27 protein-coding genes and 2 pseudogenes are annotated in these 19174 nt (G+C 35.0%); 14 read left to right on the top strand and 15 right to left on the bottom strand.

Annotation, left to right across the window (positions count from 1 at the left end; all coding sequences use genetic code 11):
• The first annotated feature begins 6 nt into the window (after nt 1-6).
• Complete coding sequence (locus tag ILS93_RS11625; protein ID WP_048562023.1) at nt 7-816, top strand: alpha/beta fold hydrolase; 810 nt, start codon at nt 7-9, stop codon at nt 814-816.
• A gap of 207 nt (nt 817-1023) precedes the next feature.
• On the opposite strand, the gene ILS93_RS11630 is transcribed toward ILS93_RS11625, so the two are convergent.
• The 3 genes from ILS93_RS11630 to ILS93_RS11640 form a co-directional block, all read right to left on the bottom strand.
• A complete protein-coding gene (locus ILS93_RS11630; RefSeq protein WP_064474495.1) occupies nt 1024-3168 on the bottom strand; it encodes an LTA synthase family protein in 2145 nt (714 codons plus the stop codon).
• 272 nt (nt 3169-3440) lie between these two features.
• Nucleotides 3441-3671: a hypothetical protein gene (locus ILS93_RS11635; protein ID WP_064474494.1), complete on the bottom strand. Its 231-nt coding sequence runs from the start codon at nt 3669-3671 to the stop codon at nt 3441-3443.
• An 11-nt stretch (nt 3672-3682) separates the two neighbouring features.
• Nucleotides 3683-3979, bottom strand: a complete 297-nt coding sequence (locus ILS93_RS11640) for a DUF3986 family protein (protein ID WP_064474493.1) — start codon at nt 3977-3979, stop codon at nt 3683-3685.
• Between the two features lie 120 nt (nt 3980-4099).
• On the opposite strand from ILS93_RS11640, the gene ILS93_RS11645 reads away from it, so the two are divergent.
• Genes ILS93_RS11645 through ILS93_RS11655 form a run of 3 tightly spaced genes read left to right on the top strand, consistent with a single transcriptional unit; the run spans nt 4100 to nt 6682 of the window.
• On the top strand, nt 4100-5107 hold the full coding sequence (locus ILS93_RS11645) for an ABC transporter substrate-binding protein (protein WP_064474492.1): 1008 nt from the start codon (nt 4100-4102) through the stop codon (nt 5105-5107).
• Between the two features lie 11 nt (nt 5108-5118).
• Complete coding sequence (locus ILS93_RS11650; RefSeq protein WP_088047671.1) at nt 5119-5883, top strand: ABC transporter ATP-binding protein; 765 nt, start codon at nt 5119-5121, stop codon at nt 5881-5883.
• Complete coding sequence (locus ILS93_RS11655; protein ID WP_222660481.1) at nt 5876-6682, top strand: ABC transporter permease; 807 nt, start codon at nt 5876-5878, stop codon at nt 6680-6682. The genes ILS93_RS11650 and ILS93_RS11655 overlap by 8 nt, the downstream gene beginning before the upstream one ends.
• Nucleotides 6683-6715: 33 nt before the next feature.
• On the opposite strand, the gene ILS93_RS11660 is transcribed toward ILS93_RS11655, so the two are convergent.
• Together ILS93_RS11660 and ILS93_RS11665 are read right to left on the bottom strand one after the other, a co-directional pair.
• Nucleotides 6716-6943 carry a hypothetical protein gene (locus ILS93_RS11660; RefSeq protein ID WP_000849118.1) on the bottom strand — a complete coding sequence of 76 codons (228 nt, stop codon included), beginning with the start codon at nt 6941-6943 and terminating at the stop codon, nt 6716-6718.
• Between the two features lie 236 nt (nt 6944-7179).
• Nucleotides 7180-8277, bottom strand: a complete 1098-nt coding sequence (locus tag ILS93_RS11665; protein WP_222654762.1) for a recombinase family protein — start codon at nt 8275-8277, stop codon at nt 7180-7182.
• A gap of 90 nt (nt 8278-8367) precedes the next feature.
• On the opposite strand from ILS93_RS11665, the pseudogene ILS93_RS11670 reads away from it, so the two are divergent.
• Nucleotides 8368-8454 (top strand): annotated as a pseudogene (locus tag ILS93_RS11670) (HAD family hydrolase); the annotation flags it as partial.
• Nucleotides 8455-8525: 71 nt separating this feature from the next.
• Here ILS93_RS11670 and ILS93_RS11675 read toward each other — a convergent pair.
• The 3 genes from ILS93_RS11675 to ILS93_RS11685 all read right to left on the bottom strand — a co-directional run bounded on the left by ILS93_RS11675 (nt 8526) and on the right by ILS93_RS11685 (nt 10056).
• The gene (locus ILS93_RS11675; protein ID WP_064474488.1) at nt 8526-9062 is read right to left on the bottom strand and encodes a DUF3267 domain-containing protein; all 537 of its coding nucleotides are present in this window, start codon (nt 9060-9062) and stop codon (nt 8526-8528) included.
• 112 nt (nt 9063-9174) lie between these two features.
• Complete coding sequence (gene mutTA, locus ILS93_RS11680) at nt 9175-9654, bottom strand: antimutator 8-oxo-(dGTP/GTP)ase (RefSeq protein WP_000276386.1); 480 nt, start codon at nt 9652-9654, stop codon at nt 9175-9177.
• Nucleotides 9655-9738: 84 nt separating this feature from the next.
• Nucleotides 9739-10056: a hypothetical protein gene (locus ILS93_RS11685; protein WP_000448410.1), complete on the bottom strand. Its 318-nt coding sequence runs from the start codon at nt 10054-10056 to the stop codon at nt 9739-9741.
• Nucleotides 10057-10139: 83 nt separating this feature from the next.
• On the opposite strand from ILS93_RS11685, the gene ytzI reads away from it, so the two are divergent.
• The 6 genes and pseudogenes from ytzI (at nt 10140) to ILS93_RS11715 (ending at nt 11522) form a co-directional block, all read left to right on the top strand.
• On the top strand, nt 10140-10289 hold the full coding sequence (ytzI, locus tag ILS93_RS11690; protein ID WP_000472802.1) for a YtzI protein: 150 nt from the start codon (nt 10140-10142) through the stop codon (nt 10287-10289).
• Entirely contained in the window at nt 10282-10509 is a 228-nt protein-coding gene (locus ILS93_RS11695) for a DUF3953 domain-containing protein (RefSeq protein WP_098275369.1), read from the top strand. Before ytzI ends, ILS93_RS11695 begins: the two co-directional genes overlap by 8 nt.
• Nucleotides 10510-10523: 14 nt before the next feature.
• On the top strand, nt 10524-10754 hold the full coding sequence (locus ILS93_RS11700; RefSeq protein ID WP_098275334.1) for a YczI family protein: 231 nt from the start codon (nt 10524-10526) through the stop codon (nt 10752-10754).
• Between the two features lie 29 nt (nt 10755-10783).
• A pseudogene (locus tag ILS93_RS11705) lies at nt 10784-11016 on the top strand (DUF3953 domain-containing protein).
• A gap of 24 nt (nt 11017-11040) precedes the next feature.
• Nucleotides 11041-11280, top strand: a complete 240-nt coding sequence (locus tag ILS93_RS11710) for a hypothetical protein (RefSeq protein WP_064474485.1) — start codon at nt 11041-11043, stop codon at nt 11278-11280.
• An 11-nt stretch (nt 11281-11291) separates the two neighbouring features.
• On the top strand, nt 11292-11522 hold the full coding sequence (locus tag ILS93_RS11715) for a YczI family protein (protein WP_064474484.1): 231 nt from the start codon (nt 11292-11294) through the stop codon (nt 11520-11522).
• Between the two features lie 26 nt (nt 11523-11548).
• Here the strand turns inward: ILS93_RS11715 and ILS93_RS11720 are convergent, their stop codons facing one another.
• The 4 genes from ILS93_RS11720 to luxS all read right to left on the bottom strand — a co-directional run bounded on the left by ILS93_RS11720 (nt 11549) and on the right by luxS (nt 13923).
• Nucleotides 11549-11863: a DMT family transporter gene (locus ILS93_RS11720; RefSeq protein WP_222660484.1), complete on the bottom strand. Its 315-nt coding sequence runs from the start codon at nt 11861-11863 to the stop codon at nt 11549-11551.
• A 1-nt stretch (nt 11864) separates the two neighbouring features.
• Complete coding sequence (locus ILS93_RS28950) at nt 11865-12560, bottom strand: DMT family transporter (protein ID WP_081257152.1); 696 nt, start codon at nt 12558-12560, stop codon at nt 11865-11867.
• Entirely contained in the window at nt 12557-13321 is a 765-nt protein-coding gene (locus tag ILS93_RS11730; RefSeq protein ID WP_222660486.1) for a MerR family transcriptional regulator, read from the bottom strand. The genes ILS93_RS28950 and ILS93_RS11730 overlap by 4 nt, the downstream gene beginning before the upstream one ends.
• Nucleotides 13322-13449: 128 nt before the next feature.
• Entirely contained in the window at nt 13450-13923 is a 474-nt protein-coding gene (gene luxS / locus ILS93_RS11735) for an S-ribosylhomocysteine lyase LuxS (protein ID WP_001141371.1), read from the bottom strand.
• 128 nt (nt 13924-14051) lie between these two features.
• Here luxS and yidD point away from each other — a divergent pair, with 128 nt between their 5' ends.
• Nucleotides 14052-14288 (top strand): membrane protein insertion efficiency factor YidD, encoded by a 237-nt coding sequence (gene yidD / locus ILS93_RS11740; RefSeq protein ID WP_016085830.1) that lies wholly within the window; start codon nt 14052-14054, stop codon nt 14286-14288.
• Here the strand turns inward: yidD and ILS93_RS11745 are convergent.
• On the bottom strand, nt 14285-14848 hold the full coding sequence (locus ILS93_RS11745; protein ID WP_000838167.1) for a beta-class carbonic anhydrase: 564 nt from the start codon (nt 14846-14848) through the stop codon (nt 14285-14287). The genes yidD and ILS93_RS11745 overlap by 4 nt on opposite strands.
• 224 nt (nt 14849-15072) lie before the next feature.
• Between ILS93_RS11745 and cydA the strand changes: the two genes are divergently transcribed.
• On the top strand, nt 15073-16422 hold the full coding sequence (gene cydA, locus ILS93_RS11750; RefSeq protein ID WP_046956116.1) for a cytochrome ubiquinol oxidase subunit I: 1350 nt from the start codon (nt 15073-15075) through the stop codon (nt 16420-16422).
• A complete protein-coding gene (gene cydB / locus ILS93_RS11755) occupies nt 16412-17440 on the top strand; it encodes a cytochrome d ubiquinol oxidase subunit II (RefSeq protein ID WP_222660488.1) in 1029 nt (342 codons plus the stop codon). The genes cydA and cydB overlap by 11 nt, the downstream gene beginning before the upstream one ends.
• Before the next feature lie 165 nt (nt 17441-17605).
• On the opposite strand, the gene ILS93_RS11760 is transcribed toward cydB, so the two are convergent.
• Entirely contained in the window at nt 17606-17839 is a 234-nt protein-coding gene (locus tag ILS93_RS11760; RefSeq protein WP_033657613.1) for a spore germination protein, read from the bottom strand.
• Between the two features lie 82 nt (nt 17840-17921).
• Nucleotides 17922-18728: an S-layer homology domain-containing protein gene (locus ILS93_RS11765; RefSeq protein WP_064474479.1), complete on the bottom strand. Its 807-nt coding sequence runs from the start codon at nt 18726-18728 to the stop codon at nt 17922-17924.
• Nucleotides 18729-19174 lie beyond the last annotated feature (446 nt).

Raw genomic sequence — 19174 nt, forward strand, 5'->3', positions numbered from 1 at the left:
TAATTTATGTTTGTTACCGTCGAGAAAGATGTGCATATTTTTGTGCAAGACGTTAATCCTGGACCCGGTAGTAAAACCGTGTTCTTCGTCCACGGCTGGCCTTTAAATCATCAAATGTACCAATATCAACTCAATGTGTTACCACAGCACGGTTTCCGCTGTATCGCTATGGATATACGCGGAAACGGACAATCTGATAAACCGTGGACTGGTTACACATACGATCGTTTAGCAGACGATATCGCCATTGTTCTAGAAGCACTTCAAGTAGAAAATGCTACATTAGTCGGTTTTTCAGTAGGTGGCGCTCTTTCTATTCGGTACATGTCTCGCTACAATGGTCATCGCATTTCTAAACTTGTATTAGTCGATGCTGTTTCCCCTTCTTTCGTTAAAAATCAAGAATCTCCCTATGGTGTCCCAAAAGAACAAGCAGATACCCTCATTAATCAAATGTATGCCAATATGCCAAAATTTTTAAATGATGTATCTTTATCATTTTTTAATAGAAACTTAGGATCTGCTACGTTAGAATGGTTTTCTTATCTCGGTATGCAGTCTGCTTCCTACGCTCTCATCAAAATATTGCAAGCAGCTGCAAATGAAGATGTAACGAAAGATTTAAGTAAAATTAACGTCCCAACAAAAATATTCCATGGTGTTCACGATCAACTTATCCCTTACAAAAGCGCTGAACTCACGCAAAAACGGATTAAAAATTCTCAGTTACATCCTCTTACAAATAGCGGTCACGGCTCTCCAATCGATCAAGCGGATGAATTAAATGAAGAACTTATAAAGTTTTTGCATTCATAAAAATCTATACCAAATCGTTTCGATAGGAACGCAGTTTTTGAAAAGATTAAAATTCACATATTTCTCACAAATCAATCAATAAAACGATTACATTTTCATTTATACTAAATGTACAGGTAATACTCCCTAAACCCAGCTTGTCTGGTTACCCCGTTAAATACTATAAAAAAAGAACTTGTATCGTTATACAAGTTCTTTTTGTTTGTTCTATTTAAAAAGTATATCTTTACTATACTGCTTTCCAGCAAGTAAATCATATTGGATCATTTTATATTGCTCTAACATTTCTTTTTGTTCCTTTGTTAAATCTGTTATCTCTTCTCCATCTTTATTAACCTTTAACTCATCTCTAAGAACTGGTATTTCTTTATGCATTTTCGATAAAAATTGATAAAATGGTGATTGATTTAATCCTGCATAATCAAAAACAAGACTAGAAAAATAAATCGGACTTACTAAACCTAAATTGTCATTTGGCAAATCGAAATTTGCGTACATTAACAATGGCGTTTCTGACATAATTAATCTTTCTCTTACTGTCTCTTCGTTTTCTATATATCCTGATTCTTTATAAATAGACTTATTAGTTCCTAACATAGGTAAATGGTCTCCAAAGAAGACTATTAAAGTAGGTCTATCTAGATCGTCAAGCTGCTCGATTAAATATTGCAGAGCCTCATCCGATAATCTTATCCCTTCTGTATATGCTTCTAATTCTGCCTTCGATTCCTCTTCTGTTAATCCACTAATTTCTATTTTATTTTCTCCAAACATATTTGGCGTATACGGAAAATGATTTTGCATCGTCACCGCATGAATAAATGTAGGTTGTTTTCTCTTATTTAATTCATCTATGATTTCTTTACTCATAGATAAATCACCAATATTGTCTCCCACTACTTCTTTATTTTTCATCGTATCTTCTGCATTAAAATTATCGAATCCCAATGTTTTATATACATCTTCACGTTTATAAAACGATCGATTAAACGCATGAATTGCACTTGCATAATACCCTTGTTTTTTCAACTCACTTGCAATCGATGGAATCTCTTTTTGGCTTGGAACAGCTTGTTGATATGGTATAGAACCTGGCATTAAAAGACTCATCGAGTAACTCGTTAACGCTTCAAATTCTGTATTCGCTGTATTTCCTCCAAATGTAGGAGCTATCGTTTGTCCCCCTGGGAAATTCTCTATATAATGATGTAAATTCGGCACTGGATCTTCGCTAAATGAAAGATTCGTTAATTTTGTCGGATCCCAAAAAGCTTCACTCATAATAAATATAATATTCGGCTTCTCTGCTTTTTTTTGTCCTTTTATTTTATCGCCATATTGTTTTTCTATATCCTTTGCAATTTGCTGCATATTTTCTTTTGAATATTCTTTCGGCTCTTTAATGACTGTCGTATCTAAGTTGCTTAAAAATCCTATAACAAAACCATTCACCTTATAATTTGCGGCTTGATTCCACGCGCGGATGTCTACTCCACTTTTTATAAATATATTATTCATAAAGGTAGTAGGGTAGTTACTATATCCATACAACATAAACGCAGAGCCGCATATTAAAATAATCCTCATAATAATATGTGATTTTATAACCGGAATGTACTTTCGTATATACATAACTACAAATATAATCAAAACAATGCCCACTATTGCCAGAAACATATTCCAAAAACTAAAATACTCCATGACCATCGGTATAACGGAATTCATATGACCAATCTGTGTAAAATCCGACGGGTAAAATGGCTCTCCTCTAAAAATGAGTTTAAAATGGTTCACCATCACAAAAATAAGTAAGACTAAGCTAGTTATCGTTGTACTTAAGAAAACTCTTCCAAGCAAATTATATGCAAAAACGTATACCATATAAATAAATAATAGGCTTAATATATACTGTCCATATTGTAAATACACCCATGTATTTACTACTATAAGGTTCATATCCTCCTGCACTATGATATACATCCAATTCATTGTATGAGCAATTAAAAATAATACAACATAAACTCGAATAGCCGGCCTAAGCTTATGACTGATGCCTTTATTTAAATGAATGATGTATAGTAGTACACTCCATAAAACAATAATGAGTATACTTAGCTGTATTTTCCCATTAAAAAATTCTTTAGTTCTCTCGAATTCGAAAGATCTTAACATAACAAAAAACAGCGTTTCTAAACAGATTGCCCACATTCCACTAAGAATGATAGAAATTAATAGGTTCTTCCTCGACTGCTGAGGAGAAAAACTAAGATAAAATTCATCTCTTCTTCGTTGTCGTGTTAAAAAATCAAAACGCAATTTATTCCCTCTTTCCTTTGCCCCTTCGTCTCGCATCCACAAACATATTGTCCTATACAAAATACCATATTTGTATGCAGCTAGTCTCCCTATGTGCTTGTAATATACACATGTATCCTTAATTTCCCCTTAAAAATACAGTGAAATTTTAATAAGCCCGAACCATTCAGGATTGAACGGGATAAAACTTCTTCGCTCTATATTCTAACAGCATAAATGAACTATGCTTCACAAAATTATTACCATAAAAAAAGAACCTACCAACACTGACAGGTTCTCCTTCATTCTAACAGACATGAGCATATGTATTATATAAGAGAAGACATCCATACTTTCCATATAATACATACAAGTACGATAACTACAAAATCAAAAAGATCTAATCTCGGGCCCTTCTTCATATTCATCTCTAGCCACATATGAATCCATTTTATTTTTGTATATTTTTGAATGTTTTTCTTTGCAAATCGATAAACGAGTACTTGCATAATAAAAAATCCGATTACGAAAATGAACAAGAAAATGAGAAAATCGACCACAAAATTCCTCCCTATTTTTGCAGCGATTTTTCTACTATTTGATTTCTCAAAACCCACTCTTCAAATTGAGCACTTCCGAATTCCCAGCTAAGATCACGAGCATGTACAGAAAAAACGTAATGACCAGCATATTCGTCCATAAATCTACCTGTCTCGATCTCATCTTTCTGAAGACCATATGTCCCAAAATTAAAATACACATCCCACACGTCTTCATTCTTCCGCTTATAAGCAATCGATTCCATATCACATTCTGTTCCGAAATAATCAAGATGTAAATGTACGCTATCATCATATTCGTAATCCATTTTATCACCCCTTATATTTGTACTTCTTTATCACCCAAAAAATTCCTGCTATCCACACTCACATATGGGCACTTACCTACATATCATGCTTGTAGAGTGACTTCTAGGAGGTGTCATATAGTGAAAAAATTAATAGCTGTTTTTTGCATCATGTTACTAGCTGTTTTCACATTTGCTGCTTGCAGTAGTAAAAAGGAAGGTACGAAAGAACAAACGCAAAACATTCGCATCGGCGAAGTTACCCATTCTCTCTTCTACGCCCCGTTATATGTCGGGATTGAAAAAGGATTTTTTAAAGATGAAGGATTAAATATTGACCTCCAAACAACAGCTGGCGGAGATAAAACGATGACCGCCCTATTATCTGGCGGAATTGATATTGCTCTCGTCGGTTCTGAAACGTCTATTTACGTTCATCAACAAGGTGCAAAAGACCCTATCATTAACTTCGCACAACTTACACAAACAGACGGAACATTTTTAGTTTCGCGTAAAAAATTAGACTCTTTTAATTGGAATGACGTAAAAGGTGTTACGTTTTTAGGACAGCGTAAAGGCGGCATGCCGCAAATGGTTGGAGAATACGTTTTAAAGAAAAATGGCATTGATCCTCACAAAGATACAAACTTAATTCAAAACATCGAATTTGCTAACATTGCAAGTGCCTTTGCATCTGGTACTGGGGAATTTGTACAGCTCTTTGAACCGACTGCAAGTATATTCGAAAAAGAAGGAAAAGGGTTTATCGTCGCTTCGTTCGGAAATGAATCTGGAACTGTTCCGTATACAACGTTCATGGCAAAAGAAAGCTTCTTAAAGAAAGATAAAGATGCTGCTGAAAAATTCACACGTGCGCTCTATAAAGCACAACAATGGGTTGATACACATAGTCCAGAGGAGATTGCTGATGTCGTTTCTCCGTTATTTAAAGACACTTCAAAGGACATTACAGTAAAAGTAATTGAACGTTATAAAAAGCAACATTCTTATGCGACAAATCCGCTATTAGATGCTGAAGAATGGAAACAGCTCCAAACGATTATGAAAGAAGCTGGCGAATTACAAAAAGAAGTTCCACATGAAGCGCTCGTCAATACAAAAATTGCCGAAAGCGTTATTAAGAAATAGAGGCGAAGTGTATGAGTTTTTTACAAATACGTAACGTTTCTCACTGCTTTTTCGCAAAAGAGAATGCTAAATTGATTCTCGAAGACATGAGTTTACAAGTGGAAGAAGGCGAATTTATTTCTATACTCGGTCCAAGTGGTTGCGGCAAAACAACACTCCTCTCCATTATTGCCGGGTTACTTGATCCAATTGAAGGCATCGTCTTTTTAGATGGTGAGCCTATTACAACAAAAACTTCATCTATGGGGTATATGCTGCAGCAAGATTACTTGTTCCCTTGGAAAACAATTGAAGAAAATATTATGCTTGGACTTCACACTCGAAAAATTTACAATGAACAGACGAAAAAACATACTTTACAACTTTTAAAGCAAGTCGGTCTACATGATGTAGAAGAGCAATACCCTCGTGAACTGTCCGGCGGTATGCGTCAACGTGCCGCTCTCGTTCGAACGTTAGCGACCGATCCGAAAATTTTATTGCTAGATGAACCTTTTTCAGCTCTCGATTATCAAACGAAGTTGAAACTAGAAAATCTCGTCTTCACATTATTACGTAACTATAAAAAAACATCACTACTTGTCACACACGATATTGAAGAAGCCATTGCGATGAGTGATCGTATTTATTTACTACAAGCGAATCCTGGAAAAATTGCAAAAACATTTATCGTCCCAGAAAGCATCCGTTCCTTATCACCGTTAGAATCACGCCACCACCATGACTTCCCATCCCTCTTCCAAGATATATGGAAGGAGCTGGAGCGACTTGGATAATATAAAGCAACTACATGAACAGTTTCAGAAAAAAGAACGCAAGCGCGCATGGTTAGCACGCTCACTGCAGCTTTTACTGCTCATTCTTTTCTTTTCACTATGGGAAATAGCTAGCAAAAAAGAGTGGATTGATCCTTTACTCTTTAGCTCTCCTTCAAGCATTTGGAATCTCTTCCTTAGTAAATGGATTGACGGTTCGCTTTGGGTTCACATATGGACGACATTACTTGAAACAGGAGTAGGCTTCATTCTTGGAACAGTGCTCGGTGCTATTATCGCTACTTTTCTTTGGTGGATGCCACTTCTCGCTCGCGTGCTCGACCCCTATCTCGTCGTCCTAAACGCCATGCCAAAAGTGGCACTTGGACCTATTATCATTGTAATCTTCGGTCCAAATATTTCTTCGTCGATTGCAATGGGGGTAATCATTTCCATCATCATTACCATTCTCGTTATTTACAGCGCATTTCAAGAAGTCGATTCTAACTATATAAAAGTGATGGACACATTTGGCGCGAATAAATGGCAATGTTATAAGCAAGTCGTTCTCCCTGCATCCTTCCCAGCAATTATTTCAACGTTAAAAGTGAACGTTGGTTTATCATGGGTCGGTGTTATATTCGGCGAACTTCTCGTCTCTAAACAAGGTCTTGGCTACTTAATTAGCTACGGATTCCAAGTATTTAATTTCACGCTCGTCTTACTGAGCGTACTACTCACCTGTGTCCTCGCAACACTTATGTATGTGTTTGTTGAGGCATTTGAAAAACTTCTAATTGGAAAACGAAAAAGAAGCTGACTTAGGGCGATAGACTATAGTCAGCTTCTTTCTTTACCTTTTATCACACATCTTTGTTTCATTTGTAACGTTTCCATCCGCAACCGTAACTGTATGGAAACAATCTTTCACACGTACTGTAACGACATTTTCTTTTCGATCTATTACATGATAATCATCATACTTTTTATTTAATGCACTACGAATTTGCTCTCCTTCAAAAATCGGAAAACCGTGAGACATTACCCAAATGAGACCAGCAACCGCAAGAATCGTTTTCATACGTTTCATTACCTCCTTGAGAGTAAACTTATAGTCCCTACAATATGCGCATTATAATTGTGTCTAATTTGTGACATTTTTATACTAATTCTCTTTTAAAGCTTCAGTTCCTTCTTCTTTTTTACAAAAAGACAGAATTTTCAATTTTATCAACATGAAAAAACGCAAAGAACTAAAATTCTTTACGTTTTATTGGCTAAAATATATACCTCTCATTATTGTCATTGTCCGCTTTGTTACTCTATCGTTTTCGAAACATCATATAACCCCGACAACACTTCCGCTCTCATTTTTACAAGCTCAGGGAACTGATAGAAGAACGCAATTTTTTTATACTTTAACTCCGATCCTTCTTTCACCTTTTTTGAATCTTGCAAAATAAATGCTGTAAACGTATCTGCAATATCTTCCGCTACATTTGTCGTTCCATACTGTGATACAAACTCATCATGCTTTTCTTTAAAAAATTCAATTTGAGTTTCTTCACTTTCTTCCACTTTCTTTTCTGTCCACTCCTGCTCAATGTCCTTCCAGAAAGAGTTATAAAATTGATTAATATAAGATTTTTCCTTCGCACATCCCTCTTGTAAGAAAAGAGTTTCACAGTTATTTCGGTATGTTGAAATATCTTTATCTTCTTCAAAATCCTTTACATACTTTTCATCTACTGGTATTTGCTTATACCCGAGCGTCAACACGTGAGCCGTCTCATGAATTAATGTTTTCATCACTTCATCGATATTTACCGCCGAATCAAGCGTATCTAAGCTAAGAATCCAATCTTTCGGATTCTCCATACTAGGCATAACGTGAGCAACAACACCGTCATAACCGTCCGTTATTAAATCAAATTCTGTTATATTCCCGCGATATTGAGCTGGAATGAGAGTACGATACATATCCCATAAGTCTTCATGATACCCTCTATCTTGACGCTGTTGTAGCACCTCTTCTTTCGCTTCTTTATCTTCAGCGAATACTTTATTTAAACGTTTTCGTTCTATTTTTTCAAAATAAGGATCTACAATTTCATCACCATCAATATAATAAGAAGCTAAAAAGAAATAATTTTCGTCATCCTCTTTTTTCTGCTCTGCCCCTTTCATATCCGCATTTTCATGCTCTTCTATATCATAATCTTCTACTGCTTCAAGCTCAGATAATCCATCTATTTTTTCATATACTTTTTGAAGTTTATTATCTCCTATTTCCACGCATTCTTCTTCTGTTTTACAAACTTCTTTTTCCTTCACACTCTTCATAGAACTATCGCATCCTGCTATTAAACCAATTGCGACGATAACCCCTACTAACTTGCCATACAGTCTCTTCATATAAACCTCCGTCGTTCCATTCTACAAAAATATCATAATCAATTTCTAACGAATATGCGATACTTAATTAAATAAACTGTAAGGGGGGCCATGATTCGAGCAGTCTTCTTCGACTTAGATGGAACATTAGTAGATCGGCGCCAATCTCTAGAAAATTATATTAGCGATTTTTACAATATATCGACTTACCGACAAAAGCTGACAAACAAAAAAGAGGCCGTTTTTCAAAAACGCCTCCCCTTCCTTTATTATTCATATACTGTAAACTGCGGTTTACTCGGATGATCTTTAACTTGCGCATCCTCTGGAAACTTTGATACTTTTTGATATAGAGCAATGTCACCGATACAACCTGCTGTTAGTAAAATCCCTAAAAATGAGATGGATTGCACGTTCGTAGCTAACCCAATTACAATTGGCAAAATTCCAGTTGGTAAAAACGGCAGCATTAACACTTTCTTCATTTGCTTTACTGTAATCGCCTGTTTAGAATGAGCATATGCAACACCTAATTTCCAATTAACACCCCATTTCAGTTCACTCCATGGAACGCCTCCGATATAGCGAAACCCTATTAAATGTATCGCTTCATGAATACAAACGAGAACAATCATTGCGATAATAAAAAGAAACAGGGTTGGTAACGTAATTTCAATTTGAAACCCGCCTGAAAGAAGTGAATGTAAAAAACTAACTCCAATCGCCAGAGCGAATGCTATACAGCATGAATAGAAATTTAATTTAACCATCGAAACAGTAACAGTCGTTTCTTTTCCTTTATCCATCTTTCCCCTCCTAAAACGCAAATATATATTTACAAAATTGTATAATATACCCAAAATGATGTAAATATATATTTACATTTATTCTTGCACACAAAAAAAGAAACCGGCCACTTTACTTCGTAAAACAGCCGATTTCTTCTATATGTTTCATCGTGCGCGCCAGTACATCGTCACGCATTATAAAGCTAAATTTTCTATCCGTTTTAATATTGTCAGGAATGTCTGTTAATAAAACAGATCCTTTCGTTTCTTCGTAATGCGTATGTTCTTCTACCGCACTAATTGTTGCAAAATAAATGTTTTTAATGATTATTTTGTCTTTTCCAGATACTTTATATTGTCCTAAGTAAGTTAAATCAGAAACTATGCCGCCAGTTTCTTCATGAACCTCTCGAACTGCCGCTTCTTCCGGTGTTTCCCCTAGTTCTACTTTACCACCTGGAAATTCAAGACCGCGACGTAAATGATGCGTTAATAACCATTGATCCCCGTACCGGCATACAACCCAAACATGCTTTGGCTCAGGAGAAAATGGATAACGTTCAAACGATAATTGTACAGTGTTGTGGTAATAATCTTTAAATTTGTACATGCCATTACTCCCCTATTGATGGTTACAAGTTTTTCCTACCACAAATTGTAGCATATTCTCGCTTTTCTGCATAATATTATCCAATTACAATCCATTGATTATTCCCATTTGCGCGACTAATTCTTTCGTCTCATGATTTCCTAAATCGTAAATCATTTTATATGCTTTTTGTAGTTGTTCATCATATCGGTCATTATTCGAATCGTGATGATACTCAACAAATGGAACGTGAGAACGTACAAATGAACCTAAATCCTCTACATATGCTTGATCAAAGTACTCTCTTAACTCCGTAATTTCCTCATCACTTGCGGAAATCTCAAAATTATACGTATCCGCCGTCTTCACTTGTGAAATTTGACCGTTTCCTATTGATATATAATATGTTTTTTTCGTCTCCATGTAACACCCTTCTTTCATCCTTTTAATTTCTATTGTTTTCATCAATTACAAAATTATGTAAAATAAAGAAAAGGAGGGATTCCATGTTCAAAATATTAATTATCGGTATTATAATCGTCCTAGTCATACTAGTACTCTCCGTCATGACAATTAATAAAGGCTACGCTTATAAACATTCTGTTGATAAGCCAGAAGATAACCCTTATACAAAAAACAGCAAGAAGAATTCATAATACGCTTCATATACTACTTATTTTAGCCCACATCATATTCAGTATTCGTTTACTGGCAGGTCAACATAACTTTCTACCACTTTCACAATCTCTATTAGGAGCTTTACTGTTTCTCATCGCAATTGAACAAATAAAGAAAAAGGATTCAGGAACAGACTTTATTTGTATTGCTGCTGGAGCTTCCTCTTGGATTGTTCTCATCATTACCTACATAAAATAGAAGGAGGAGACTTTATGTTAAAAGGAGCTCGAATTACTTTTGCACTTATCGCTTTATCTATCGCAATCTATGGATTTATTAGCGATAACAGAGACATTATGCCTTATATGTTCATTTCCTTAGGATTAATGGCTTTCACTGTAGCGCTAGGAGAAATAAAAAAACATAGACAATCTAGCAGCATACTTGCTTTCATAGCTGGAGCCGGTGCTTTATTTCTTAGCTTCTCAGAACTATTTCGGTAAATAATTTATTTAAAAAGGTGGAGATTTGTATGCTAAAAACCTTTCGCATTATATCCGTCTTATCGTCATCGTTCTCGCCCTATCCGTAATATTTACAAACGCACTTGTTACAATGCCTTATATGCTCATCGCCTTATCTATTATGACCTTCATCCTGAGCGCCGAAGAAAAACAGAAACAAAAGAAAGTACATAGTACACTCTCCTTCTTTTCTGGCGTATTCACTTTAAGCGTTGCTATTATAATTTTTGTCTCTCAATAACTATCTTTCTACTAGGAGGTTAAAGTGCATATAAGAAAATTACAGCTAACCATCGTTTTTATTACTTTGATCTTATGTTTATACAGCACATTTACAATGAACTTTCAAACCTTTTCACCTATCATTTTGTTCCTCTTTAGTTTATATGGCATTTTAGTAGGAATTGAGACGATTCAAAAACAACAAAAACAAATTGGAGCTATTAGCATCGGTTTAAGTCTTTTTACGATTGTTTTTGTTATTCCATTTATAATGTTCTTTTAAAGGAGGATTATATGTTTAAAAACATTCGAATTATAATAGCTACTATCGCTCTTATTCTCGCCCTATTTAGCTTCTTCGCAAATATCCCTATGCTTTTACCATACGTTTTTATCCTTTTGAGTATTATGTTTATCCTTTTTGGAATCGATGAAATAAAAGAGCGGCAAAAAGCAAAAGCATTTGTTTATTTTCTCGGTTCTGCCTTTATTTTATATGTTGGGGTGTCTAGTATACTTTCATAAAAAAGAAGAGCATGTTTTGCTCTTCTTTAACTCACCATTTTCAACCCAATAATCGCCCCCATAATTCCAACGATACAAATAATCCGAAAAGCATTTTTCGGCTCTTGAAAGAATAAAATACCGACAACTGCTGCCCCGAGCGTCCCAATCCCAGTCCAAACTGCATATGCAATTGATAACTGAATTTCTTGGAGTGCCATCGTTAAAAATTGAAAACTAATAATAAATCCACCTATTAAAATAATATTATTCGTCCAATTATTATCTTTTGCTACTTTCTTTATCCCAATTACACCGACAATTTCAAAAAGTCCAGCTATAATTAAATACATCCACGCCATTTTATTTCACCTCTTCCTTGTCACCACTAAATTTCAATCCGATAATAAATAGTGCTAATAAACAAACAAGGAAAATTTTAATAAATGAGAACGGCTCTTTAAAATATAAAATATCTACTACTATCGTTCCCACTGTCCCAATTCCAGTAAATACTGCATATGCCGTTCCAATTGGGATTCTTTTAGTTGCTTCAATTAATAGATGAAAACTAACTAAAATTGCAATAAGTGTCAAAATACTCATCGAATTTGTTTTTAATCCCGTTGCCCAATATATTTCGATTAAGCCTCCAAATACTAAATACAGCCACGCCCTATTTGTACTAATCTCCTTTTTCTTTTTCACTTCTTCTTTTACCTCTTGTCGTATTTCTTGTTTTGAAGAGCTACGTTTCTTTTTTGGAAAAAGAATGTAGGACATCGCCCATATAAAATGAATCATAAGTACCGATGTCCAAACACTGATAATGGTATTAATAGTTTCATTTTTATAAAAGCCTATTTGTTTATTCAAAATCCATTCTTTCATATGAAGAATATAAGATCCACTTGGTAACTCTTGAGCTGGTACAAGCCCTATTAGAAAAATAAATAAAAGCTGCGCAAGAATGAAAATGCCCACATGTTTACAAAAGTATTGCCGCTCTAATCGTGCATGCTCCTTTCCATATAGCTTCTCTTTTTGCATAGCTGTCATTTATCTTCCTCCTTTTTCAAATAATAATCTACCATTTCATCTATATACTTCATTGTTTCCGAATCAAGTCCATATACTTTTGCAATCTCCCCCTCTTCAGGTCTAATTAATTCCCAATACTTATTTATTAATTGTTCATCTTCTTGAAATATATGCATGGAAAAAGCCACTACTTTCTCCGCCAATTGTTGAACTTCTGGTGAATCTACTGGTTCATTTATACGCTCGCGAATTTCTCTTAATACTTGCAGCCACTCTTTCGTTCTTTTATCGTTTTCTTCAAATGTTGGTAAGCCCTGAATAATCTGCTGCTCTTCCTCATTAAAATATCTTTTCCAAAATTTCTCCCTCTGATCAATTCCCTGTACTGATTTTATAAATAACATTAAATCTTCTGTTCTAAGCTCTCCTGTTAATTCAATGGAATGAAATGTTGTATATAGTAGCTTTTCTAAATCCTGTAATCTTTTTACTTCCCCTTGTATTGTTTGAATTTCATTTTGAATCACATTCTTCCATCTTTCTTCTTCTGAAATCCCCTTTGCTTCTTTTAATACTCCTTTTATTTCTGAAAGCTTAAAACCAAGCTTTTTAAAAGTTGTGATTTGCTGCAATGTAATTACATCATCTTTTGAATAGTAACGATATCCTGAGTCAGCAACATAAGACGGCCTTAACAATCCAATTTCCTCATAATATCTAAGTGTTCTCGTCGTTACATTCGTTTCTTTTGAAATTTCGCCAATGCTATACTTATCCATCATTTCCTCCCTTTACTTACTTTATTTATCCCTACTATAAACTTTGACGTATACGTTAAAGTCAATACTCTTCATAACATACATTTCTACAAATAAAAAAACTGCCCTTTCACAGGCAGTTTTTCTTTCTATCCAAACACTTTCTCAAGTTCATCTTTATCTTGGCTTAACCAGAAGTTCATTAAGCGTTGAGCTCCTTCTAAGTCGTGAAGCTTCGCTTGACCACATTGTGTTTCATTTGCAGCTGGAATTTCTGTAATTTGAACCGCATCTTTTAATGTTAGTTCTAATAAATCAATAATTTCTCGAACCGTTGGTGTTCCGCTTACTACAAGATAATATCCTGTTTGGCAGCCCATTGGTGAAATATCGATAATATCAAAATGCGGATAACGATCAATATATTTACGTAAATTAAATGCTAATAAATGTTCTAACGTATGAATAACATCTGGTTTCATTGCTTGTTTATTCGGTTGGCAAAAACGAATATCAAATTTATTTACAATACCGTCACTTCCTACGTTGTGAACTCCGCAATGTCTTACATAAGGCGCCTTTACAATCGTATGATCTAATTCAAAGCTTTCTACTGATGGCATACAACATCTCTCCCGCTTTTAATTTAATTCCGTTATATCCAATATGATATAACGGAAATCAACATTAGTAAAGTATTATGTACAGTCGTGCTATAATACTTTAAGACTATGCGGAAAAGGAGACCATTATGAAACAGATTTTTATTGGGATTATACGCTTCTATCAAAAATTCATTTCTCCAATGACACCACCAACGTGCCGCTTTTATCCAACTTGCTCGCATTATGGATTAGAAGCATTTCAAAAACATGGTGCCCTAAAAGGTTTTTTGCTAACTTGTAAGCGGATATTAAAATGTCACCCTTTCCACCCGGGAGGATTTGATCCTGTCCCAGATAAAAAGGATGACAAAGTAAATTCTTAATTATCGTAACCATTCACAACTAAATCTAATTTTCCTGTGTCAGGATCTATAACAAGACCGTGAACAGGTACTTCTTCAGGAAGTAATGGATGGTTGCGAAGTATTGATACGCTATGTTCTACACTTTCTTCTACACTAGAGAATCCTTGTAGGAATCTTTCTAAATCGATTCCAGAATAACGAAGTGTATCTAATTTCTCTTCTGTGATACCGCGCTCTTTCATCTTCTCGATTGTACTGCTCGCTTGAATTTTAGCCATACCGCAATCATGGTGGCCAACTACACAAACTTCATCAGCACCAAGTTCGTATACAGCAACTAAAATACTACGCATAATACTTCCGAACGGATGGGAAATAACAGCGCCTGCTACTTTAATAATTTTCACATCACCGTTACGCATATTCATCGCTTTCGGTAATAATTCAACAAGACGAGTATCCATACAAGAGATAATTACCATCTTTTTGTTTGGAAATTTACCTGTTTCGTACTCTTCATATTTTTTTTCTTCAACAAATTTTTCATTGTATTGTAAAATCTCTTCTAATGACTTCATAGTAAAGAACCCTCTTTTCTCTCATTTACATTACTTATATAGTGTACCAAAATTTAAAAAACTCAAAAAGGATATTGCTTTATAGTAAAAATAAGATATTTTCAGATAACCGACATAATTCTTTCAAAATATACACACACCTTTGTAACAAGTCCCCCCTATTTAAAACGTTTTTTCACTATAAACTGATTGTAGATAATGTAAAAAAGGAGTGAATATTTATTATGTCCGACGTTCTGTTACTGAGTCGTTTTCAATTTGCAATTACTATTTTTTATCACTTTTTATTTGTACCTTTGACAATCGGACTTGTTATTTTAGTAGCATGTATGGAAACTCAATACGCCCGCACATTGAATCCAACATACCGCAAAATGGCAAATTTCTGGGGTAAATTATTTACAATTAACTTCGTAATGGGGATTATAACTGGGATTACGATGGAATTCCAATTTGGAACAAACTGGTCTGAGTACTCCAAATATATGGGAGATATTTTCGGATCACCTCTCGCAATCGAAGCACTCGTTGCCTTCTTCTTAGAATCTACTTTCATGGGAATATGGTTATTCGGTAAAGACAAAATTTCACCAAAGTTCCGTGCCTTCTGTATGTGGATGGTTGCACTTGGAACAAATATTTCCGCCCTTTGGATTATTACAGCAAACGGCTTTATGCAAAACCCTGTTGGCTACGTCGTACGTAACGGCCGCGCTGAATTAAATGATTTCTGGGCACTTGTGACAAATCCATATGCTTGGAACATGTTCTTCCATACTGTAATTGGTTGTTATATCGTTGGTGCTTTCTTCGTTATGGCAATTAGTGCCTATCATTTATTACGCAAAAATGAAGTTGAATTCTTCAAAAAATCATTTAAGTTTGGTTTAATGTTAGGTTTATTCGCTGCAACTGTTACACCGTTTATGGGTCATCAGTCTGGTGTATCAGCAGCTAAATATCAACCAGCAAAAGGAGCTGCGATGGAAGCGGTTTGGGAAACTGGAAAAGGACAAGGCTTCTCGATTGTTCAAATTCCTGATGTGAAAAACGAAAAGAACTTTGAATTCCTTACGATTCCGAAACTAGGGAGTTTCTTCTATACAAACTCATTTGATGGCGAAATTGTTGGTTTAAAGGATATCCCGAAAGATGAACGTCCAAATGTTAACCTCGTGTACTATAGCTTCCGCTTAATGGTTGCACTTGGTATGTTCTTTATGGCATTAACTTGGTACGGTTTCTACTTAAACCGAAAAGGAAAACTAGAAAACTCAAAACGTTATTTAAAAATCACAATATGGTCGGTCTTACTACCATATATCGCAATTAACGCTGGTTGGATTGTTGCCGAAGTAGGTCGTCAACCATGGACAGTTTATAAACTAATGCGTACAGCAGAATCTGTATCACCTATATCTGTTCCACAAATTTGGTTCTCATTAATTAGTTTAATCTTGTTCTATACTTTACTTTTAATCGCAGACGTATACTTAATGCTAAAGTTCGCGAAAAAAGGACCAGCAGCATTAGAAGAACCTGCTACTGAAGGAGGTGCAGCTCATGTCTCATGATATGCTTGCAATCATCTGGTTTGGTTTATGGGGCGTGATTTGGACAGTTTACTTCATTCTTGATGGGTATGCACTTGGTAACGGAATGATTTTTCCTTTCGTTGCGAAAGACCGACAAGAACGAAATCAATTACAAGAAGCAATTGGCCCATTCTGGGGTGGTAATGAAGTATGGTTAATTACAGCTGGTGGCGCAACATTTGCTGCCTTCCCAGTCACGTATGCAAATATGTTTAGTTATTTATATACACCACTATTTTTAGTATTACTCGCACTGTTTGCTCGTGCTGCTGGACTTGAATTTATGCATAAAGACGATTCACCAATTTGGCAAAAAACTTGTAAATGGGCATTTACAATTGGTAGTTTCCTAATCTCCTTCTTATTCGGAGTTACGTTCGCTAACCTTTATTACGGACTACAAATCGGAAAAAATGGCTATGAAGGAAATTTACTTAGCTTATTAAATCATTACGGTATTTTAGGAGGTCTGTTCTTCACAGCTATATTCGTCGTATCTGGTGCCCTTTGGGTTATAATTAAAACGACTGGTGAAGTATCTGATCGTGCTTATAAAATCGCAAGACCATTTTCAATGGCAGCTGCTATTATTTTAGCTATTTTCTATGTAGCAACTGCAAATCGTACAAATTTATTCCAAAACTTCACAGAATATCCTGTACTATTCATTCTGCCAGTACTTGCAATGTTAATGAGTGTACTCGCACTTATTATGGTGTACAAACATAAAATCGGTCTTGCATTCACATTCGTTTGCTTAACAATCGCAATGTTTATGACAACTGGATTTGCAGGTATGTTCCCAAGAATGTTGCCATCTCGTATTAACGACGCTTATAGTACAACGTTATATAACGCAGCTGGTAGTCAATTAAACTTAAAAATTATGTTCTTCGTTGCAATGGTTATGGTACCAATTGTTATTGGATATCAACTTTGGAGCTACAGTATCTTTAAAAATAAAATTCATAAAGACTCTGCTAAAGGGTATCACTAAAATAAAAAAGACACTTCGTTTGAAGTGCCTTTTTTGTACGTATGATTTTTGATAAGATGTTATATTTCCAATCTAACAACTATAATACAGAAGAATCATGAACAGCTCACAGCTAGATTGTAGCACAGGGCAAGTTCATCATTTTATGCAATTTTACATATTTATCTATAAAGTAAACTGTATTCCTTGATCGTTCGCATCGCTATCCCTTACATCTGCTGTACTAATACCACTAAATGTTTGTACTTTTTTTCCTGTATTCGATGATCCTGATCCATTATAAGCTTTCGTTTTTTCAATCGGCTGCACGTTATATTTATCTCCTAAATTAATCGTTCCGTTACAGTTTTCAATAATAACGCCTTCCACAACTGATGGCATTTTGTCACCTACTTTCATTTCGTTACTTTTATTTTATGAGAATCGCCTAAAAAAATAGCATGTACAAATAAGAAAAAGCACTCAGACTGAGTGCTTTTTCTTATTTCCCTTTTTTATTTCTTTCACAAGCAATTCCATCGCCATCACGATCTAAATGCTTACCATAATACGGACTCTCTCTTGTAATATCATAATATCCAGCATCGTTTGCTTCTTTACAATTAGCAAAGCGTTTCGGATCCGGTTTTACTTCAGGCTTCACTTCTGGTTGTGGTTGTTTTGCTCCTGGTCTTTCTTCAAATGGTAACGTTGCATTATATAAGAACTGAACGTATTGCTCACGACTTACATGCATTTTAGGTGCGAATTTACCATCACCAGTTCCAGCCGTAATATAATTTGATTTTATTGCAGTAATCGCAGGATTCGCCCATCCATTTCTATCTACATCCGGGAAATTATGATCCCCTCTTATTTGCAATTGGAATCCCCTTGTCAAAATTTGTGCCATTTCTTCACGAGTTAACGAATCTTTCGGTCTAAATTTTCCTGTGTTATCTCCAACGAATACACCCATCTCTGTTAAAGCAAGAATCTCTTTTTTAAACATAGTTGAACGATCCGTAACATCTTTATACGGATTGTTATACTGTTCTTTTACTGTCGGTTTTAAATGACGGAACATAAGAGCTGCAACTTGCTCACGTGTTACATCATCACCAAATCCAAAAATCCCATTTCCGTATCCAGCAACAACGTTTTTATTTGCTAAATCCATAATTGCTTTATAAGACCAATGATTGTTTGGAACATCTTTAAAATCTGCACTTGCCTGTGCTGTTCCAATTGAAGTAAATGCTGTAGTTGCAACAATTGCACCTGTTAAAATTAATTTTTTAAATCCCATATTTGAGTCTCCTTCTCTTTCCTATAATAATCATTTAACAATATAACAAATTATTCTAATATATTTTGTCACATTATGTCGAACACAAAAAAGAATCCAGCAGGATTCTTTTTTGCTAAGCATGAATGGCAATTTTGGAGACAGTTGACTTCTTCAAAAATTTATTAGGGGTAATATTTTGAAAAAGAAAGCCTTTCATATGTAGGTTAACACCACTGGAATATATAGTAAATTGATAATGTTTATACGGAAGATTGCTAATGTTTAGTATAGATAGTTTCCACTATGTAAACAGTAGAAACTATCTATACTAAACAACAAAAAGGCGTCTTCAAAGAAGACACCTTTCATAAACAGACACTATAAAACAGAATTATTTATTGTTATACGATTGTTAGATACAAAAAGTAGAGGGAAATGTTTGTAAGAAATTCTGCTTTATATAG

It is taken from the genome of Bacillus sp. 16GRE42, from assembly GCF_019837435.1.
GTDB classification, from domain to species: Bacteria; Bacillota; Bacilli; order Bacillales; family Bacillaceae_G; genus Bacillus_A; species Bacillus_A wiedmannii.

What these genes read in the sequence shown, in the direction of transcription:
- ILS93_RS11625 (WP_048562023.1), top strand. Translation starts at nt 7, where the DNA reads ATGTTTGTTACCGTCGAGAAAGATGTGCATATTTTTGTGCAAGACGTT.
- ILS93_RS11630 (WP_064474495.1), bottom strand. Translation starts at nt 3,168, where the DNA reads ATGCGAGACGAAGGGGCAAAGGAAAGAGGGAATAAATTGCGTTTTGAT.
- ILS93_RS11640 (WP_064474493.1), bottom strand. Translation starts at nt 3,979, where the DNA reads ATGGATTACGAATATGATGATAGCGTACATTTACATCTTGATTATTTC.
- ILS93_RS11650 (WP_088047671.1), top strand. Translation starts at nt 5,119, where the DNA reads ATGAGTTTTTTACAAATACGTAACGTTTCTCACTGCTTTTTCGCAAAA.
- ILS93_RS11660 (WP_000849118.1), bottom strand. Translation starts at nt 6,943, where the DNA reads ATGAAAACGATTCTTGCGGTTGCTGGTCTCATTTGGGTAATGTCTCAC.
- ILS93_RS11665 (WP_222654762.1), bottom strand. Translation starts at nt 8,277, where the DNA reads ATGAAGAGACTGTATGGCAAGTTAGTAGGGGTTATCGTCGCAATTGGT.
- ILS93_RS11675 (WP_064474488.1), bottom strand. Translation starts at nt 9,062, where the DNA reads ATGGATAAAGGAAAAGAAACGACTGTTACTGTTTCGATGGTTAAATTA.
- mutTA (WP_000276386.1), bottom strand. Translation starts at nt 9,654, where the DNA reads ATGTACAAATTTAAAGATTATTACCACAACACTGTACAATTATCGTTT.
- ILS93_RS11685 (WP_000448410.1), bottom strand. Translation starts at nt 10,056, where the DNA reads ATGGAGACGAAAAAAACATATTATATATCAATAGGAAACGGTCAAATT.
- ytzI (WP_000472802.1), top strand. Translation starts at nt 10,140, where the DNA reads ATGTTCAAAATATTAATTATCGGTATTATAATCGTCCTAGTCATACTA.
- ILS93_RS11700 (WP_098275334.1), top strand. Translation starts at nt 10,524, where the DNA reads ATGTTAAAAGGAGCTCGAATTACTTTTGCACTTATCGCTTTATCTATC.
- ILS93_RS11715 (WP_064474484.1), top strand. Translation starts at nt 11,292, where the DNA reads ATGTTTAAAAACATTCGAATTATAATAGCTACTATCGCTCTTATTCTC.
- ILS93_RS11720 (WP_222660484.1), bottom strand. Translation starts at nt 11,863, where the DNA reads ATGGCGTGGATGTATTTAATTATAGCTGGACTTTTTGAAATTGTCGGT.
- ILS93_RS28950 (WP_081257152.1), bottom strand. Translation starts at nt 12,560, where the DNA reads ATGACAGCTATGCAAAAAGAGAAGCTATATGGAAAGGAGCATGCACGA.
- ILS93_RS11730 (WP_222660486.1), bottom strand. Translation starts at nt 13,321, where the DNA reads ATGGATAAGTATAGCATTGGCGAAATTTCAAAAGAAACGAATGTAACG.
- luxS (WP_001141371.1), bottom strand. Translation starts at nt 13,923, where the DNA reads ATGCCATCAGTAGAAAGCTTTGAATTAGATCATACGATTGTAAAGGCG.
- yidD (WP_016085830.1), top strand. Translation starts at nt 14,052, where the DNA reads ATGAAACAGATTTTTATTGGGATTATACGCTTCTATCAAAAATTCATT.
- ILS93_RS11745 (WP_000838167.1), bottom strand. Translation starts at nt 14,848, where the DNA reads ATGAAGTCATTAGAAGAGATTTTACAATACAATGAAAAATTTGTTGAA.
- cydA (WP_046956116.1), top strand. Translation starts at nt 15,073, where the DNA reads ATGTCCGACGTTCTGTTACTGAGTCGTTTTCAATTTGCAATTACTATT.
- cydB (WP_222660488.1), top strand. Translation starts at nt 16,412, where the DNA reads ATGTCTCATGATATGCTTGCAATCATCTGGTTTGGTTTATGGGGCGTG.
- ILS93_RS11760 (WP_033657613.1), bottom strand. Translation starts at nt 17,839, where the DNA reads ATGAAAGTAGGTGACAAAATGCCATCAGTTGTGGAAGGCGTTATTATT.
- ILS93_RS11765 (WP_064474479.1), bottom strand. Translation starts at nt 18,728, where the DNA reads ATGGGATTTAAAAAATTAATTTTAACAGGTGCAATTGTTGCAACTACA.